This window comes from Pseudomonas sp. NFACC16-2 (assembly GCF_900119205.1).
Lineage (GTDB): Bacteria > Pseudomonadota > Gammaproteobacteria > Pseudomonadales > Pseudomonadaceae > Aquipseudomonas > Aquipseudomonas fluorescens_Q.
This window is the reverse complement of sequence record NZ_FPIX01000019.1, coordinates 39,188-56,481: the sequence shown is the minus strand read 5'-3', so window position 1 is coordinate 56,481 and position 17,294 is coordinate 39,188. Positions and strand designations below refer to the sequence as shown.

At 55.7% G+C, this 17,294-nt stretch carries 16 protein-coding genes and 1 pseudogene; 3 read left to right on the top strand and 14 right to left on the bottom strand.

Annotation, left to right across the window (positions count from 1 at the left end; all coding sequences use genetic code 11):
• Positions 1-55 precede the first annotated feature (55 nt).
• Positions 56-1,960 carry a molecular chaperone HtpG gene (htpG, locus tag BT116_RS16825; protein ID WP_072345800.1) on the bottom strand — a complete coding sequence of 635 codons (1,905 nt, stop codon included), beginning with the start codon at positions 1,958-1,960 and terminating at the stop codon, positions 56-58.
• Positions 1,961-2,047: 87 nt separating this feature from the next.
• A pseudogene (locus BT116_RS31845) lies at positions 2,048-2,341 on the bottom strand (PaaI family thioesterase); the annotation flags it as partial.
• A gap of 170 nt (positions 2,342-2,511) precedes the next feature.
• On the opposite strand from BT116_RS31845, the gene BT116_RS16815 reads away from it, so the two are divergent.
• A complete protein-coding gene (locus BT116_RS16815) occupies positions 2,512-3,423 on the top strand; it encodes a LysR family transcriptional regulator (protein WP_072345712.1) in 912 nt (303 codons plus the stop codon).
• Positions 3,424-3,443: 20 nt separating this feature from the next.
• Positions 3,444-4,301, top strand: a complete 858-nt coding sequence (locus BT116_RS16810; protein WP_072345710.1) for a DMT family transporter — start codon at positions 3,444-3,446, stop codon at positions 4,299-4,301.
• Positions 4,302-4,341: 40 nt separating this feature from the next.
• Here BT116_RS16810 and BT116_RS16805 read toward each other — a convergent pair whose 3' ends face one another.
• From BT116_RS16805 to BT116_RS16775, 7 genes are all read right to left on the bottom strand, one after another.
• On the bottom strand, positions 4,342-5,796 hold the full coding sequence (locus BT116_RS16805) for a glutamine synthetase family protein (RefSeq protein WP_072345708.1): 1,455 nt from the start codon (positions 5,794-5,796) through the stop codon (positions 4,342-4,344).
• Between the two features lie 26 nt (positions 5,797-5,822).
• The gene (locus tag BT116_RS16800; protein ID WP_072345706.1) at positions 5,823-7,001 is read right to left on the bottom strand and encodes an aminotransferase class V-fold PLP-dependent enzyme; all 1,179 of its coding nucleotides are present in this window, start codon (positions 6,999-7,001) and stop codon (positions 5,823-5,825) included.
• A gap of 31 nt (positions 7,002-7,032) precedes the next feature.
• Entirely contained in the window at positions 7,033-7,482 is a 450-nt protein-coding gene (locus BT116_RS16795; RefSeq protein WP_072345704.1) for an ester cyclase, read from the bottom strand.
• Positions 7,483-7,493: 11 nt separating this feature from the next.
• A complete protein-coding gene (gene speD / locus BT116_RS16790) occupies positions 7,494-7,895 on the bottom strand; it encodes an adenosylmethionine decarboxylase (RefSeq protein WP_083569160.1) in 402 nt (133 codons plus the stop codon).
• Positions 7,896-7,928: 33 nt separating this feature from the next.
• The gene (locus BT116_RS16785; protein WP_072345700.1) at positions 7,929-8,690 is read right to left on the bottom strand and encodes a 2OG-Fe dioxygenase family protein; all 762 of its coding nucleotides are present in this window, start codon (positions 8,688-8,690) and stop codon (positions 7,929-7,931) included.
• Positions 8,691-9,110: 420 nt separating this feature from the next.
• Complete coding sequence (locus BT116_RS16780) at positions 9,111-9,572, bottom strand: PaaI family thioesterase (RefSeq protein WP_063324849.1); 462 nt, start codon at positions 9,570-9,572, stop codon at positions 9,111-9,113.
• Positions 9,569-10,045 carry a PaaI family thioesterase gene (locus BT116_RS16775; protein WP_072345698.1) on the bottom strand — a complete coding sequence of 159 codons (477 nt, stop codon included), beginning with the start codon at positions 10,043-10,045 and terminating at the stop codon, positions 9,569-9,571. The genes BT116_RS16780 and BT116_RS16775 overlap by 4 nt, the downstream gene beginning before the upstream one ends.
• Positions 10,046-10,202: 157 nt before the next feature.
• On the opposite strand from BT116_RS16775, the gene BT116_RS16770 reads away from it, so the two are divergent.
• Positions 10,203-10,451, top strand: a complete 249-nt coding sequence (locus BT116_RS16770) for a hypothetical protein (RefSeq protein ID WP_072345696.1) — start codon at positions 10,203-10,205, stop codon at positions 10,449-10,451.
• A 73-nt stretch (positions 10,452-10,524) separates the two neighbouring features.
• Here the strand turns inward: BT116_RS16770 and BT116_RS16765 are convergent, their stop codons facing one another.
• The 5 genes from BT116_RS16765 to lpdA form a co-directional block, all read right to left on the bottom strand.
• Positions 10,525-11,262 (bottom strand): DUF599 domain-containing protein, encoded by a 738-nt coding sequence (locus BT116_RS16765; protein ID WP_063324846.1) that lies wholly within the window; start codon positions 11,260-11,262, stop codon positions 10,525-10,527.
• 214 nt (positions 11,263-11,476) lie between these two features.
• Positions 11,477-12,790, bottom strand: a complete 1,314-nt coding sequence (gene brnQ / locus BT116_RS16760; RefSeq protein WP_072345694.1) for a branched-chain amino acid transport system II carrier protein — start codon at positions 12,788-12,790, stop codon at positions 11,477-11,479.
• A gap of 701 nt (positions 12,791-13,491) precedes the next feature.
• Positions 13,492-14,376, bottom strand: a complete 885-nt coding sequence (sucD, locus tag BT116_RS16755) for a succinate--CoA ligase subunit alpha (protein WP_003179236.1) — start codon at positions 14,374-14,376, stop codon at positions 13,492-13,494.
• Positions 14,376-15,542, bottom strand: coding sequence for an ADP-forming succinate--CoA ligase subunit beta (sucC, locus tag BT116_RS16750; protein WP_003179235.1), 1,167 nt, complete (start codon positions 15,540-15,542; stop codon positions 14,376-14,378). The genes sucD and sucC overlap by 1 nt, the downstream gene beginning before the upstream one ends.
• A gap of 196 nt (positions 15,543-15,738) precedes the next feature.
• Entirely contained in the window at positions 15,739-17,184 is a 1,446-nt protein-coding gene (gene lpdA / locus BT116_RS16745; RefSeq protein ID WP_072345692.1) for a dihydrolipoyl dehydrogenase, read from the bottom strand.
• Positions 17,185-17,294: the final 110 nt, after the last annotated feature.

Here is a 17,294-nt window from a genome sequence, read left to right as displayed (position 1 = left end):
AATCGGAACACCAGAAATGAAAAAACCCGCCGAAGCGGGTTTTTCCTGCACCTGATTAAGCTGACAGTTCAACCAACAGCTTGTTCAGGCGACGCACATACGCCGCCGGGTCCTTCAGGCTGTCGCCAGCCGCCAGGGCCGCTTGGTCAAACAGGATGTGCGACAGGTCGCCGAAACGCTCTTCGCTCTGCTCGTTGTCGAGTTTTTCCACCAGCGGGTGGGCCGGGTTGAATTCGAAGATCGGCTTGGAGTCCGGGACTTTCTGGCCGCTGGCTTCGAGGATCTGGCGCATTTGCAGGCCCAGGTCCTGCTCACCGATGGCCAGGATCGCCGGGGAATCGGTCAGGCGGTGCGAGACACGCACTTCGCTGACAGCATCGCCCAGGGCCGTCTTGATCCGCTCGACCAGGCCTTCCTTGCTCTTGGCGACTTCTTCGGCGGCTTTCTTGTCTTCTTCCGAATCCAGGTTGCCGAGGTCCAGGTCACCACGGGCCACGTCGACAAAGCTCTTGCCGTCGAACTCGTTGAGGTAGCTCATCAGCCACTCGTCGATGCGGTCGGTCAGCAGCAGCACTTCGATGCCTTTCTTGCGGAAAACTTCCAGGTGCGGGCTGTTCTTGACCTGTGCATACGTTTCACCGGTCAGGTAGTAGATCTTGTCCTGGCCTTCCTTGGCGCGGGCCAGGTAATCGGCCAGACCTACGACTTGTTCGCCATCGTCACCCTGGGTCGACGCAAAGCGCAGCAGGCCGGCGATTTTTTCCTTGTTGGCGAAGTCCTCGGCCGGACCTTCTTTCATCACCTGGCCGAAGTTTTTCCAGAAGCTCTTGTACTGCTCGGGCTCGTTCTTCGCCAGTTTTTCCAGCATGTCCAACACACGCTTGGTCAGCGCCGACTTCATGGAGTCGATGATCGGATCTTTCTGCAGGATTTCCCGCGACACGTTCAGCGACAGGTCATTGGAATCCACCACACCCTTGATGAAACGCAGGTACAGCGGAAGGAACGACTCGGCCTGGTCCATCACGAACACACGCTGGACATACAGCTTCAGCCCGCGTGGCGCTTCGCGCTGGTACAGGTCGAACGGCGCACGGGCCGGCACGTACAGCAGCGAGTTGTATTCCAGCTTGCCTTCGACCTTGTTGTGGCTCCAGCTCAGCGGGTTCTCGAAGTCGTGGGCGATGTGCTTGTAGAACTCCTGGTATTCCTCGTCTTTCACTTCGGTGCGCGGACGGGTCCACAGGGCACTGGCGCGGTTGACGGTTTCCCATTCCACTTCAGGCTTTTCTTCGCCTTCGGCAGCGGTGACTTCCTTCGGCAGCTCGATTGGCAGCGCAATATGGTCGGAGTACTTCTTGATGATGTTGCGCAGGCGCCAGCCATCGGCGAACTCGTCTTCGCCGGACTTGAGGTGCAGCACGATGCGGGTGCCGCGATCGGCCTTGTCGACGGTGGCGACTTCAAACTCGCCCTCGCCCTTGGACGACCAGTGCACGCCTTCGCTCGCAGCGAGGCCGGCACGGCGGCTGAACACTTCGACTTGCTCGGCCACGATGAACGCGGAATAGAAACCAACGCCGAACTGACCGATCAGGTGGGAATCCTTCTTCTGGTCGCCTGACAGGTTCTTCATGAAGTCGGCGGTGCCGGACTTGGCGATGGTGCCCAGGTGCGTGATCACCTCTTCGCGGCTCATGCCGATGCCGTTGTCTTCGAGGGTGACGGTTTTCGCGTCCTTGTCGAAGCTCACACGGATTTTCAGCTCAGCGCCGCCTTCCAGCAATTCAGGCTTGGAAAGGGCTTCGAAACGTAATTTGTCGACAGCGTCAGAGGCGTTCGAAATCAACTCGCGAAGGAAAATTTCCTTATTGGAATACAGCGAGTGAATCATCAGGTGCAGCAGTTGCTTCACCTCGGTCTGGAAGCCCAGGGTTTCCTTTTGAGTTTCCACGCTCATGGTCATCAAACTCCAAGTGGATGGTGGTGTCCGCCTCGCTGAGATTGGCGGCGGGATGTCCTCAAGGTGGGGGCAACGCGGATGATTTCAAGGGCGATCCGGTTTTGACGGTTCCTGGATCTTGAAATGGGCCCGGGCAGTGGCGATGAGTTCGACCTCGACATCTTGCCAGGCGGTGATCGCGACGTTGGCGACCCGCCGGCCCTGGCGCCAGACCTGGCATTTGGCGTAGGTGTCGCGAAACTGTCCGGTGCGCCAGTAACGATCAAAAAACAAATAGCAGCCGAAAGCGGCCATGAAAATGACGATGACCTCACTATGGGTCTTTGGCGGTAAAGGGTTACCAAATGTTGTAACTGTCGACGAGCGAAAAAACAACAGTAGCTCAATAGGACTTCATCGATATCTGTCAGAGATTTCAGATATCCAACACTTTTTTCTGGCAGTATCACTTGGTATTGCCATACCTATTGTCGACATGTATCTTACGGCATATCGTGTCGAGCTCTGATCAACTATTCAAGCTCAACACCCCAGGAGCTGGAACATCAATGGACTTTAATTACAACAGAGTTATTGCTTACCTAAAAGTCGCCGAATTCAAATCATTTTCCGGCGCAGCGGTACATCTCAATATTAGCACCGGAATGGTCAGCATCCATATAAAAGAGCTTGAGCGCTCTTTGGGCACAACTTTAATCAGCAGAACAACTCGATCGTTGGTCCTAACAGAAGCAGGGCAGCGCTTCTATGATGACTTTATCGACATAAAGCAACGAATCGACTGTGCTCTTGAAACCTTAAAAAGCGAAGCGGAGCACGTCTGTGGCGTACTGCGAATTGTATCACCCAGAGATGTTGGCTCACGACTTATTGTACCGATCATCGCAGAGTTCGCGAATTTATACCCTCAGTTAAAAATCGTTCATGATGTTGGCGCACCGTTTTCCAAGTTAGCCAAGGGCAAGCATGACTTAGCAATCTGCCTTGGAATCCTGCAAGACTCTTCATTCAGGTGTCGAAAAATATCGGAATTCCGGAATTATCTAATTGCAAGCCCGGAATTCATCGAACGGCACTCCCTGAAAAACATTACCTGCCTTAACACTTTACCCTGGATTGCAAATGAGAAACTTCATAAAGACGGGAAGATATCTCTAAGAAAAGATCAAACAGAACAGCTCACCATAAAACCTATTATTCGTTACAGCTCCAACTCGTTGACTCTAACTCACCAAATGGCTCTATTTTCCCTTGGGATAGCCATCCTGCCAGCCTGGATGCTCAACGACGACATCAAAACCAACAAACTTGTTCGATTATTTCCAAATTACGAACTCAGCACAACACCCATAAACATTCTTTATCCCAACTGCATAAGATTACCGATAAAAGCTCGCCGCTTTATTGATTATCTAGTCGCTAAACTGGGTACTACCCATCATGAAATACAAGAACAATGAATAAACAAAGAGGATAGCAAATGCATCAGGTCAAACTGCCATTAGGCGGGCTACTATGGATGGCTGCAAGCTTGCTCTCGTTCATTGGCATGGCCGTCGCGGCCAGAGAGCTGTCCATGTTCATGTCAATCTTTGAGATCCTCTTTTTCAGATCCTTTATCGGATTGATCATTATTTTTCCGATCATTTACAAACAACGTATCAAGCTCTGGCAAGCACCAGATCTAAACCTGCAGATTGGCAGGAACGCAATTCATTTCGCAGGACAATATGCTTGGACCGTTGGTGTAGCATCGCTTCCATTGGTTAAGGTTTTTGCGCTGGAATTCACCACCCCGATATGGGTTTCCCTGCTAGCGTTCTTATTCTTGAAAGAAAAACTCTCCACCGCCAGGATACTCGCTGCTATCGGCGGTTTTATCGGCGTCCTAGTCGTTCTAAGGCCCGGCCTTGACAGCATTGAACCCGCCGCACTTATCGTTCTGCTGGCCGCCGTGGGGTATGCAACATCCATCATCATGGTTAAGAAACTGACGTTGACCAGCAGTCCCACCCTCATCGTGATCTGGATGGTGTTGCTACAGCTGCCCCTGGGTTTTGGTCTGTCCCTGGCACAATGGCGTACCCCTACACTCGAATGCATCCCATGGATTCTAATGTTAGGCATAACGGGCTTAAGCGCACACTTCGCCATGGCCAAAGCACTGAGCGTCATGGAAGCATCCATTGCCATACCGATTGATTTTTTCAGGGTGCCGCTCATTGCCGTGGTTGGTTTTTTTCTCTACGGCGAGAGCCTTGAAATCTGGGTATTAGTCGGCGCGTTGATTATCTTCGCCTCAAACTATCTGTCCTTTCGAATAGAACAAAAGAACTGAGCATCCCAGGATGAACAATGGCCCATCCCGGGAGAGGTTGCTAGGGCGTGTGATTCAGGTAGGTGTCGAAATCCCAATGGGTGACGGTGGCCAAGAACTCCTCCCACTCATTCATTTTGATCTTTCGGAACAAATCACTCATGTCGCCAGGAAGCGCCGATAAAACAACAGGGTCGTTATCCAGTGCTTCCAAGGCTTGTCCGAGGTTTCGGGGAACGAAGGCCGTGGCCGCAGGATGATCCGAATAGCTGTCGGCTTCCGTTGCCGGGCCCGGTTCATGTCGGTTGGACAGGCCATCATCCATTGCCTTTAACAATGAAGCAGCCATTAAGTAAGGGTTGACCAGGGAGTCAGCGGTTCGGTACTCCACTCTACCCGGAGCGGAGACCCGGATCGCGCAGGTACGATTCTGGTATCCCCAATTAGCCCGTACCGGCGCCCAGAAACCGGTTTCCCACAGACGCTTGTATGAGTTGACTGTGGGTGCAGCAATCACGGTCAAAGCCTTAAGGTGTTTCTGAATGCCGCCAATTGCGTATCTTCCAATATCGGTGAGACCCGAATCGCTTGCGCTCGGCAGAAACATGTTATTGCCGCCTTCATAGTGGCAATAAACATCCTCCATCCCATACCTCCGGGGAAACACATCCTCGCGAAACACCGCCCGCCCACCGTCCCATAACGACAAGTTAAAGTGGCATCCGGAGCCGGATACGCCAGCAAACGGCTTGGGTAAAAAGCAGGCCACCAAGTTGAACTCTTGCGCAACCTGATGACAGATTTGCCGGTAAGTCATCAGTCGGTCACAACTGCCAAGCACATCGTCAAAAGCAAAATTAAGCTCCAGTTGACCCGGTGCATCTTCATGATCACCTTGAATCATGTCCAAACCCATGGCCTGCGCGTACTCCAGGACTTTCATATACACCGGACGCAACGTCTCAAACTGACCAATGTGATAACAGCGCGGATCGGTCACGCCCACATACTGGTGTTCACCCTCCAGTTTGCGTAGCCACATCATTTCCGGTTCCATCCCGGCTCGCAGTTGCAGGCCATGCCTGGCTTGAAAGGCTTGGTGAATAGTCCGCAGGTTACCCCGGCAATCAGCGTCGAGTCGCTGGCCCGGAAATTCCCGGTCCTTGGGGTTGCGAAACAGGGTGCAGAACACCCGTGCAACGCGCTTATCCCACGGTAACTGAACCAACGTTTCAGGTTCAGGGTAAGCCAGCAGTTCCGAGGCGTTGGACGGATAGCCCAGGTACTGGCCGAATCGATCCTGCGCCACATTCACTGTGGCTCCGTACACCATTGAGAAGCCCTTCTCGCACATGTCGACAAAATGCTTGGCCGGAATCCCCTTGCCCTGCAGACGGCCGGTGAGAGAGGGAAACTGCATATAAACGTACTCGATTCCGCTTTTCTCGATGTATTCCCAGGCCTTGAGCAGTTTGTCTTTTCGCTCGGGCGAGTCCCTGAATATTTCATGCTCCATTGATCCATTCTCCCCTAGCTGAATTTTCAGTGCTGGCCCAGCAAATGCTTTAGTTTTGCAGCGGTTTGCTCGATCTCATCCACTGTCGTGTAGAGCGGATTGAAGGCAATACGTAGCAAGTCCGGATAGCGATATTCCGTCACGATATTTTCCGCCATCAAGCGATGGTGCAGCGCCTCGGCGTCATTGACTTTAAAACCGATATGGCCACTGACGTTGCTGCGTTGAACATCGTGCAAGAAGTGGACGTGTCCTTTGCGCACTATGGGTTCGAGCCCCGCCATAAAGGCATCAAACAACTCCCGGCTGTCGTGCTCGACAAGCTGTATTCCAGCTTCCAGAAGCAAATCCACACCCTCCGCCAAGGCGGCCAGGGAAAAGGTCGTGGGCGTTCCGACCTGCAAGCGTTTGATCCCACTGGCCGGCATGTAATTTTCACTGAACACAAAGGGTTCAGCATGTCCTAACCACCCCTGAATCGGGTTGCTCAGTGTGTTCTGAAGATCAGATTTGACGTAAACGAAGGCCGGGGCACCCGGACCGCCGTTCAAGTATTTATAGCCACAGCCCACCGCCATATCGACGCCACTTGCGTTGAAGTCCAAGGCCATAATGCCCACGCTGTGGGACACGTCCCAGAGCGTTAACGCCCCCACAGACCTAGCCTTTTCATTGAATGAGGCCATGTCATGGGCTTGTCCCGAGCGATAGTCGACATGGGATAACATCAACACGGCAACAGACGGGTCGAGGCTCTCGATCAGCGCTGAACGTGGCACTATACAAACCGTGACATCCTGATGGATCAGCCCGACACTCTTGGCGATGTAGAGATCGGTGGAAAAATTGCCTTGATCCGTCAGTATCACCTTGCGTTGGGGATCAACGGCCAGCGCCGCATTCAAGAGTTTGAATAAATTGATGGAGGTGCTATCGCACACCAGGGTCGTGCCTTGGTCTGCACCCAATAACAAGGAAATCCTATCCCCAATTTCCTCCGGGGCGCTTAACCACCCGTTTTTCTTCCAGGCACCTGCCAAGTGCTGTCCCCATTGATCGTTACTGGTGCGCACTAGGCGATCCGCGACTGAGGCCACCGCGGGGCCCAATGAATTGCCGGCCAAATAAGTGAGCTCCTTGGGCATGACGAATTTCTCACGTCGATAAGCTTTTTCCGCTGCACGATACCTGTCTTCATTACCCATGATGTTTCTCCTGCCCAGAGTCCTCTGCAGCCTAAATTGCTTTCTTTCGTTCGGCGTCGGCTGCCAGGATCGGTTTGATAAACGTGTCGAAATCTTCTTCATGCCACCAATGGCGCACCAGACCGTTCTCGAAACCAAAGATGTCTATCCCGGTCAAGCTCACCGGAACGCCCGTGCCCTGGATGCCAAGAATCACCCCTGTGTGGGTGCCTTCTGCGACATAACGTGCGGCAAGGAGATTCCCCTGAATAATGATGTCTTCGATATTGAAGATCACGTCCGGGAACGCCTGATGCCAGTCGGCAGCCATCAACTTATGGCCATCTACATTACCGGGAAACTGGGGAATGGGACGATGGTCTTCAAAGTCAGGGTGAAAAATCGAATCCACAAAATTAACATTCCCCTTATTCCAGACTTCACCAATCCAGATATTTACATAAGCGTTACGCATTTCTTCCTGAGCCAGATCAACGGACATACTGCAACTCCTTAAATGATATTCTTACCGCGACGAACCTCATCAACGAGTACGCTCGACGGCAAAAATGATTGTTTAAGCACTTCCACAGCCCGGTGAGGATCGGCATCACCACACATAAAAATATCCACCGCCGCATAGTTTAACTCCGGCCAGCTGTGGATAGAAACATGGGACTCGGCAAGTACACACACGCCGGACACCCCACCGTTAGGCGTAAAGTAGTGAAAGTACTGATGAAGCAAAGTCGCGCCGGCAGCCTTGACCCCGGCAACCAATGCTTGACTGACATGTTCGACACTGTCGATATTTTTTGCACCGTAGAAATCAACCAGCAGATGTTTACCCGCATAGACACCTTGTTGATCCGACAACACATACACGTTCGCGGCGACACACTCGTTACTCTGCATAACTTCCCCCCAAAACAATAATAAAGGCCAACGTTATTCCATGACCGGGTTCAGGGAGAAACCACAAACATCCCTGTACCCATCCCTCGCAGCGTCCTGACAGTAAATGGGCGTAACATCGTGCAAGCCTTGCGCATCATCAAACAGCGCAGTTTCAAGTGGTTGCTTCAAGGTATGCCGTAACCGCACGGCGGATGCCGTGTCGCAAAACAGACTCTCGCCACCCTCTACATTGTGCCGGTTGACCAAGGTAATGGAGGTGAACTCGTGACCGTCACGGTGCGGTCCCTCCGGTACGGGGTGGCCTGGTACATGGGGCTGCGCAGTAATCCGGTAGAGGTGGATACCGATATCCCATACCCGCGAAATGCCTCGGCGTTCGGCAGGTAAAAGCAAATACATATCGACGATCAGTTGATGCAAAAACGGATTACTCAACGTCGAGGGTTCTAGAGGTTGGTAGACCCGATCGATCCCACCCGAATAGCCATTGACTGTGGCGGCTTGATAGAAACCTCTTGACGGTTTCAAGGTCAGTGAAATGCACTCCCCCTCGTCCTGAAGGAGCATTTCGTTAAAACGACGTCGGCGATAGGTATCTCCCTCTTTCATATATTCGTCGAGGGGCAAGTTACCAAACGCCGCTTGAAACCTTATAAAATCTTGGTACAGCGAGTCCCGCTTATCCAGGGCATGCTGTTTCAGTGCAACTTGCGCATGCAGGAACGAGATCGACGAATCATATATACCAAGGCGAGCGGGTACGACAACCTTATCGAATACCTTAAGATCCATTCTTAAGTCCTTTTGCCAGTTTTATCAATTGATGAGAGTCTGGCGGCGTAGAAACCCAGTCCGTAACTAACGCTCAACGCCCCGAAATTAGACACCTCAATAGGAACAATCCTGACCAACCGGCAACCACCCGGTCAACACCCACAGCCAAGAAAGCGCTCCCAAAACAATCGCATCGAACAAAAATCTCATAAAAACAACGAACTATAATTTTTTAATAGCATTAAATTGAGTTTTTAGTCTTTGCTCCGCGCAATGAATTATTTATCTGCTAATGAACACCACAAGCCGAGCATACTTGCGCCCTCTGTTTTCCATGCAGTGAGATCAAATCGCGCCCCCCCTGTATTGACCAAAGCCTATAAGGAAGTCCTGAGAGAACACGCTGTAGCCGTTGCGGCATACCTTGTGGAGGATGACTCAAGGGCGATCCGGTTTCGACGGCTCCTGGATCTTGAAATGGGCCCGGGCAGTGGCGATGGGTTCGGCCTCGACGTCTTGCCAGGCGGTGATCGCGACGTTGGCGACTCGCCGGCCCTGGCGCCAGACCTGGCATTTGGCGTAGGTATCGCGAAACTGTCCGGTGCGCAGGTAATCCAGGGAGAAATCGATGATTTTCGGTATGCCCGGCGTACCCGTGGCGATCAACAGATGCACGGCAGCGGCCAGTTCCATGAAACCGGCAATGACCCCACCGTGGATGGCCGGCAGTAAAGGGTTACCAATGTTGTCTTTGTTGGCCGGCAAGCGAAACAACAAGTCGTCGCCCTGGCGCGTGCATTCGACACCGATGAGTTGGGCATAGGGAATCGAGGCGAGCAGCAGCGCGTAGTCGCCCTGCTCGCAGGCGCGGCGCAGTTGTTCCTGGAGGATATCGGTCATGGCTGGCCCACAGCGGTCATCGGACCGCCCTTCCCCATTCCCCTGGCATGCTGGCCCAGACGCATGAAGGTGCCCACCGCATGGGCGATGGGTTGCTCGGGATCGTCCTGGTAGGCGAAACCCCGGGTGAAGATCACGTCCGGGGTCACCCGATAGCATTGGGCGAAGCCGTAGACATCCTTGTGGGGCTCGGCGGCGTGCATGTAGTCGATCCGCAGGTCGAGGGTGGGACAGACTTCGAATTGCGGCAGCACACACAGGGTCGACATACCACAGGCGGTGTCCATCAATGAGGTCAACGCCCCGCCATGGATGATGCCCCTCAGGGGATTGCCGACGATTTGCGGGCTGAACGGCAGGATGACCGTCAGCCCGTCACGACTGGCACTGTGCAACTTCAAGCCCAGCACCTGGCAATGCCTGAGTGCGGATAAAAAACGTGTCGCGCGCTCAAAAACGGGGTCTTCGGCCATTCGATCAACGCTCCAATGAGTGACGAGACCTGGCAACAGGCGCGATGCACAAAGTTCCATTGCAGGGCAAAGTTATATATCTGTTACGCAACAGGAACTTAATCCGAGGGCTGGCGTTCAAAAGGCCAGTAGTTATTTCCATAAGGAGAAACACCCCATGCGTAAGACTTTTGCTATTGCCTTGATGTTGGCCGCTTCCCTCGGCCTCGCTGCCTGCGATAAAAAATCCGAGGACAAAGCTCAAGATGCCCAACAACACGCTGAGCAAGCTCAGCAAGACATGAACAAAGCACAGGATAAAGTGAACGACGCGGCGAAAGAAAACGCCGAAGCCGCCAAAGCTCAGTCTGAATCGAACAGTGCCGCCCAGCAGGAAGCACCTGCTACCGCGCCCAAATCCAACTGATACGGTTTTAGCAGTAAAGGAAAACCCGCCTGATGCGGGTTTTCTTTTGCCTGCGATTTGGCGGCACCGCCTGTCAGGCCGCCTCCTTGCCCACCTCGGACACTGGTGCTTCGGTGGGGGTATAGACCATCACGTCCAGTACATCGGAGTGAAACTCGCGCTGATACAGCACGAACACCACGCCAGCACTCATCAACATGAATAACCAGGGGCTGACGAACCACGCCAACATGGTCATGCCGAAGTAATAGGAACGCAGGCCGAAGTTGAACTGGTTGGCGGCCATGGAAATGACCCGCGCAGCCCTTAGTGCAAAGGCCTTGCGCTCCTGCTCCGACACATGCCGCTCACCAATCATCGGCGCTGAGCCAATCAGCACCGCCGCGAAGTTGTACTGGCGCATGCACCAACTGAAGGTGAAGAACGCATACACGAACACCAGTGCCAGGCACAGCAACTTGACCTCCGCCATGCCCTGGGACGCCTGCTGCACCAAGGGTATGTCCGCCAGCAACGACACCGCTCGATCGGACGCCCCGAGTACCGTCAGGATACCGGCCAGGATGATCAATGTGCTGGAGGCGAAGAAGGATGCGTTGCGCTCCAGGTTGCCGATCACGCTGGCATCGGCGATACGGTTCTCACGCAGCAGCATGCGGCGCATCCAGTCTTCGCGGTACAGGTGCATCACGCTGGCCAGGCACGCCGTGTCGCGCGCCTTCCAGGTGGCATAACGGGTGTAGCCCGCCCAGCAGATAATGAACCAGGCGGCGGCAAGCAGGTGGATCAGGTTGGCTTGGATGAATGACATTCGATTTCCTGTATGTCTAAAAACATGACGTCTAAAGCCAGACTTGCCTTGAAATGCCGACCTGTGGGAGCGAGCTCCCACAAGGTTTTGTGCAAGCCTTTCAAGACACTGCTTCGACGTTAGCCCACGGAAAAAGACACTGCACTCAAAAAAATGCCCCGTATCGATTGATACGGGGCATTTTGGTTCTTGCCGATGAATCTGCCTGTAGCGCTTAAGCCAACGCTTCGCTGCGCTTGCCCAGCAGGCGATCGCACACCACCGCGACCGCCAGGGTCATCACCGAAGGCACCAGCCAGGCCAGGCCCTGCTCGCTCAACGGCAGGTGGGCCAGTTGCGCTGGCATCCAGTCTGCCAGGCCGGCGCCCTTGAGCGCATCGATCAGGCCAAACAGGAACGACACCAGCATCACCGGGCCAACGATGCGCCCCTGCTCGTGCCAGAAGTCCTTGCAGAAGCTCAGGGCCACCAGGGCGATGCACGGCGGATAGATCGCGGTGAGAACCGGAATCGAGAACGCGATCAGCTTGGTCAGGCCCAAGTTGGACACCAGCAGCGAAAAGGCGGCCAGGATCACGACCAAAGTCTTGTAGGACAGCGGCAGGACACGGCTGAAGTATTCGGCGCAGGCGCAGGTCAGGCCAACCGCGGTCACCAGGCACGCCAGGGAGATCAACACGGCAAGGAAACCGCTGCCCAGGCTGCCGAAGGTGTGTTGCACGTAGGCATGCAGCACAGCGGCGCCGTTGGTCGCCCCTGCGGCCACCTCATGGCTGCCGGAACCGAGGCGGAACAGGCTGACGTAGACCAGCGCCAGGCCCACCCCGGCGATCAGCCCGGCGATGATCGCGTAGCGGGTGATCAAGGCCGGCGACTCGACGCCCCGGGAACGGATCGCGTTGACGATGACAATGCCGAACACCAAGGCGCCCAGGGTATCCATGGTCAGGTAGCCGTTGATGAACCCTTGGGAGAACGGCGCCGCGATGTACTCGGGGGTCGCCACGCCGATATCACCCGCGGGCAAGGCAAACGCCGCGATGCCGAGCACGGCCAGGGCGATGATCTTCAGTGGCGCGAGGAAGCGCCCGACGGTGTCCAGCAGGCGGCCCGGGTAGAGCGAAATGAAAAACACCAGCAGGAAATACGCGGCGCTATACAGGAACAGCGCCAGCGGGCTTTCGCCAGTCAATGGCGCCAAGCCGACTTCGAACGAAACGGTGGCGGTACGCGGTGTGGCGAACAACGGGCCAACGGCCAGGTAGCACACCGCCGCCAGCAACCCGCCGGCGACCTTGCCGATGGGGCTGCTCAAGGCGTCCATCGCGCCACCGACCTTGGCCAATGCAACCACCGTGATGACCGGCAGACCGACCGCCGTGATCAAAAAGCCCAGCGCCGCCATCCAGACATGAGGCCCGGACTGCAAACCGACGATAGGCGGGAAGATGATGTTGCCGGCCCCGACGAACAGGGCAAATGTCATGAAACCAAGCGCCAGGATGTCCTGGCCTTTCAACACTTTCATTAAGGAAACCACACTACTGAATCGGAATTTAGAGAGGGATTTCCCTTATGGGTGAGGGAAATGCTGCCGATCCGTATGGGACCGACCCGTTTAGCGCGGCGCTTCCTTGTGGGCAGCGGTCGCAAAAATGGCTGCTAGCCTAACGAATTTAGCGAGAAAACGCACTGTTAAGGGGCGAACTATCCGATGCACGACGTTCGCGTGTCGCGTTTACATATCTATTTTTCCGACTCGCGCTTGTTGCATAGGGAGCAACAGGATCCTGTTTGGGCCGGGCACATGTTGAACCCTGTGGCGAGGGGATTTATCCCCGCTGGGGCGCGGAGCGCCCCCAAGATCATCGAGCACGATTAGCCTGAAGGAATTCAGCAGTCTACTGGGGCCGCTTCGCAGCCCAGCGGGGATAAATTCCCTCGCCACAGGGGTGAATGATCGTTCCCACGCTCCCGCGTGGGGATGCCGCCAGGGACGCTCCGCGTTCCGCTTCTAGAAGGTGACGCAGAGCGTCATGGGATGCATTCCCACGCGTGGGAACGATCAATACAGACGAAACGCGTTGCCTGGTTTACGACTGCTTCGCAGCCGAGCGGGAGCAAGCTCCCTCGCCACAGGAGCCGCCACATGAATTCTCAAGGACCAGAAACGACAAAGGCCACCCGAAGGTGGCCTTTGTTGCTTGGAACAAAAAAGTCAGCCGAAGCTTACTTCTTCATTTCCCAGCCAGTCAGCTCGGCCAGGGCCTTGCCGATGTCTGCCAGCGAACGCACGGTTTTCACGCCTGCGTCTTGCAGTGCAGCGAATTTCTCGTCTGCAGTGCCTTTGCCGCCAGAGATGATTGCGCCAGCATGGCCCATGCGCTTGCCCGGAGGAGCAGTCACACCAGCGATGTAGGAAACAACCGGCTTGGTCACGTTGGCCTTGATGTAGGCTGCCGCTTCTTCTTCAGCCGAACCGCCGATCTCACCGATCATGACGATCGCTTCGGTCTTCGGGTCTTCCTGGAACAACTTCAGGATGTCGATGAAGTTCGAGCCTGGGATCGGGTCACCGCCGATGCCGACGCAAGTCGACTGACCGAAACCGGCGTCAGTGGTCTGCTTCACAGCTTCGTAGGTCAGGGTGCCGGAACGGGAAACGATACCGACCTTGCCTGGCAAGTGAATGTGACCTGGCATGATGCCGATCTTGCATTCGCCTGGAGTGATCACGCCTGGGCAGTTAGGGCCGATCAGGGTGATACCCAGCTCGTCGCACTTGACCTTGGCTTCCAGCATGTCGATGGTCGGGATGCCTTCGGTGATGCAGACGATCAGCTTGATGCCGCCGAACGCTGCTTCAAGGATGGAGTCCTTGCAGAAAGGAGCTGGAACGTAGATCACGCTGGCGGTGGCGCCAGTGGCGGCTACAGCGTCTTTCACGGTGTTGAACACTGGCAGGCCCAGGTGCTCGGTGCCGCCCTTGCCCGGTGTTACGCCGCCAACCATCTTGGTGCCGTATTCGATGGCTTGCTGGGTGTGGAAACTACCTTGCGAACCGGTAATACCCTGGCAGATAACCTTGGTGTCTTTATTGATCAGGACGCTCATTATTTGCCCTCCGCAGCTTTAACGACTTGTTGAGCAGCGTCGGTCAGGCTGGTAGCAGCGATGATGTTCAAACCGCTTTCTGCCAGTACTTTAGCGCCCAGCTCAGCGTTGTTGCCTTCGAGGCGAACAACAACCGGGATTTTCACGCCAACTTCTTTCACGGCGCCGATGATGCCTTCGGCAATCATGTCGCAGCGAACGATGCCGCCGAAGATGTTGACCAGTACTGCAGCGACGTTAGTGTCGGACAGGATGATCTTGAACGCTTCGGTTACGCGTTCCTTGGTAGCACCACCGCCCACGTCGAGGAAGTTGGCTGGCTTGCCGCCATGCAGGTTGACGATGTCCATGGTACCCATGGCCAGGCCGGCACCGTTGACCATGCAGCCGATGTTGCCTTCCAGGGCTACGTAGTTCAGTTCGAACTTGGCAGCGTGCGCTTCGCGCGGATCGTCTTGCGACGGATCGTGGAAAGTCTTCAGCTTAGGCTGACGGTACATGGCGTTGGCGTCGATGTTGATCTTGGCATCGAGGCAGTGCAGGTCGCCGTCGGCCTTGATCACCAGCGGGTTCACTTCCAGCAGTGCCAGGTCGTGGTCCTGGAACAGCTTGGCCAGACCTACGAAGATCTTGGCGAATTGAGTGACCTGCTTGCCTTCCAGGCCCAGCTGGAATGCCAGCTCGCGACCCTGGAATGGCTGGGCGCCAACCAGTGGATCGATAGTGGCCTTGAGGATTTTCTCAGGGGTGTCGTGAGCGATTTTCTCGATGTCCACGCCACCTTCGGTGGAAGCCATGAACACGATGCGGCGGCTCGAACGGTCAACGACAGCGCCCAGGTACAGCTCTTTAGCGATATCAGTGCACGATTCAACCAGGATCTTGGTGACTGGCTGACCATTGGCGTCAGTCTGGTAAGTCACCAGACGCTTGCCCAGCCACTGCTGTGCGAAGGCTTTGGCGTCTTCTTTGCTGCGAACCAGCTTGACGCCGCCCGCTTTACCGCGACCACCGGCGTGAACCTGGGCTTTGACAACCCATTCGCTGCCGCCGATTTTGTCGCAAGCTTCTGCTGCCGCTTCCGGGGTGTCTACCGCGTAACCGGTGGATACTGGCAGGCCGTACTCAGCGAACAGCTGCTTACCCTGATACTCGTGAAGATTCATGCTTATTACCGTCTTCGTTAGGTACTGCGCATTCGGTGCTGCACCGTTCTGGTGCCGCACCACCTGTGACTGCTGCTTGCGTAGCGTTCCGGTTAACCGGTTCGGCTACGCAAGGCTGCGTCCAGCGGATATTCCGCGGTGAGTCTTGCTCGCAAGGCTCACGACGGGCCATACCGCCGTGGTTTCTTATTGTCTATTAACGCTTCTTGCGGTTGGCCACGTGGATGGCGCCGCCATTTACGGCCAGGGCCGCTTCGTGCAAGGCTTCGGACAGGGTCGGATGGGAGAAGACCATCATGCCCAGATCTTCAGCGCTGGTGCCGAATTCCATGCCGATCGCGCCTTGCTGTACCAGCTCGGCAGCGCTCGGGCCAATGACGTGAACGCCCAATACGCGATCCGTCTTGGCATCGGCGATGACTTTCACGAAACCACCGGTATCGTTGGCTGCCATGGCACGGCCACTGGCTGCAAACGGGAAGGTGCCGACGTTAACTTCAACGCCTTCGGCTTTCAAGGCCTGCTCGGTCTTGCCGACCCATGCGATTTCCGGGTGGGTGTAGATAACCGAAGGGATCAGGTCGTAGTTCATCTGGGCTTTGTGGCCCTTGATGCGCTCGACGACCATGATGCCTTCCTCGGACGCCTTGTGCGCCAGCATCATGCCGCGAACCACGTCACCGATGGCGAAAACGCCCGGTACTGCGGTTGCGCACTGGTCGTCGACCGCAATGAAGCCGCGCTCGTCGATTTCCACGCCGCTATCGGCAGCCAGCAGGTCGGTGGTCACTGGACGACGGCCGACCGCAACGATCAGCTTGTCGAAAGTGATGGTCTGTTCGCCGTTGGCGTCGGTGTAGGTCACCACGACTTCTTCGCCGTTGACCTTCGAACCGGTCACGCGAGCGCCCAGCTTGATGTCCAGGCCCTGTTTGGTCAGGGTTTTCAGCGCTTCCTTGGAGACCGCGGCATCGGCAGCCATCAGGAAGGTGTCGAGGGCTTCCAGTACGGTCACTTGCGCACCCAGGCGCGACCATACCGAACCCAGCTCGAGGCCGATCACGCCGGCGCCGATCACGCCCAGACGTTTTGGCACGCTCTGGAATTCCAGGGCACCGGTGGAATCGACGATCACGTTCTGGTCGACCGGAGCCGGCGGAATGTCGATCGGACGCGAGCCTGGCGCCAGGATGACGTTCTCGGCTTCGATCACTTCAACCGAGCCGTCTGGCTTGGTCACTTCGACTTTCTTGCCCATCAGCAGCTTGCCGTGGCCCTGGATCGAAGTCACGCCGTTGGCCTTGAACAGGGTGGCAACACCCGAGGTCAGGCCTTTGACGATGTTGGCTTTGCGGCCAACCATGGCAGGCACGTCAATGGTGACATTTTCGCGGTTGACACCACCAATACCGTGAATGGCCAAGCCGTCTTGCGCTTCGTGGAACTTCCAGGAGCTGTCCAGCAGCGCCTTGGAAGGAATGCAACCGACGTTCAGGCAAGTACCGCCAAGGGCCAGCTTGCCCTCTTTGTCGGTGTATTTCTCGATGCAGGCAGTGGTGAGGCCCAGTTGCGCAGCCTTGATGGCCGCTACGTAGCCGCCAGGGCCCGCACCAATCACTACCACGTCGAATTTCTGAGTCATGAGTCATTCCTTTTCGAATCAAACCGAACGGTCACTTGTGGTGACCGTCGTGGGACGAAACCGGTTGTTTCAGCAAGAGGCCGGTCACAACAGACCGGCCCTCGCGGCGA

Excerpts from the sequence above, each read along its gene's own strand:
- htpG (WP_072345800.1), bottom strand. The coding sequence starts at position 1,960 with ATGAGCGTGGAAACTCAAAAGGAAACCCTGGGCTTCCAGACCGAGGTG.
- sucD (WP_003179236.1), bottom strand. The coding sequence starts at position 14,376 with ATGAGCGTCCTGATCAATAAAGACACCAAGGTTATCTGCCAGGGTATT.
- BT116_RS16780 (WP_063324849.1), bottom strand. The coding sequence starts at position 9,572 with ATGACCGATATCCTCCAGGAACAACTGCGCCGCGCCTGCGAGCAGGGC.
- speD (WP_083569160.1), bottom strand. The coding sequence starts at position 7,895 with ATGCAGAGTAACGAGTGTGTCGCCGCGAACGTGTATGTGTTGTCGGAT.
- BT116_RS16800 (WP_072345706.1), bottom strand. The coding sequence starts at position 7,001 with ATGGGTAATGAAGACAGGTATCGTGCAGCGGAAAAAGCTTATCGACGT.
- BT116_RS16795 (WP_072345704.1), bottom strand. The coding sequence starts at position 7,482 with ATGTCCGTTGATCTGGCTCAGGAAGAAATGCGTAACGCTTATGTAAAT.
- BT116_RS16810 (WP_072345710.1), top strand. The coding sequence starts at position 3,444 with ATGCATCAGGTCAAACTGCCATTAGGCGGGCTACTATGGATGGCTGCA.
- BT116_RS16765 (WP_063324846.1), bottom strand. The coding sequence starts at position 11,262 with ATGTCATTCATCCAAGCCAACCTGATCCACCTGCTTGCCGCCGCCTGG.
- BT116_RS16805 (WP_072345708.1), bottom strand. The coding sequence starts at position 5,796 with ATGGAGCATGAAATATTCAGGGACTCGCCCGAGCGAAAAGACAAACTG.
- lpdA (WP_072345692.1), bottom strand. The coding sequence starts at position 17,184 with ATGACTCAGAAATTCGACGTGGTAGTGATTGGTGCGGGCCCTGGCGGC.
- BT116_RS16775 (WP_072345698.1), bottom strand. The coding sequence starts at position 10,045 with ATGGCCGAAGACCCCGTTTTTGAGCGCGCGACACGTTTTTTATCCGCA.
- BT116_RS16770 (WP_072345696.1), top strand. The coding sequence starts at position 10,203 with ATGCGTAAGACTTTTGCTATTGCCTTGATGTTGGCCGCTTCCCTCGGC.
- sucC (WP_003179235.1), bottom strand. The coding sequence starts at position 15,542 with ATGAATCTTCACGAGTATCAGGGTAAGCAGCTGTTCGCTGAGTACGGC.
- brnQ (WP_072345694.1), bottom strand. The coding sequence starts at position 12,790 with ATGAAAGTGTTGAAAGGCCAGGACATCCTGGCGCTTGGTTTCATGACA.
- BT116_RS16815 (WP_072345712.1), top strand. The coding sequence starts at position 2,512 with ATGGACTTTAATTACAACAGAGTTATTGCTTACCTAAAAGTCGCCGAA.
- BT116_RS16785 (WP_072345700.1), bottom strand. The coding sequence starts at position 8,690 with ATGGATCTTAAGGTATTCGATAAGGTTGTCGTACCCGCTCGCCTTGGT.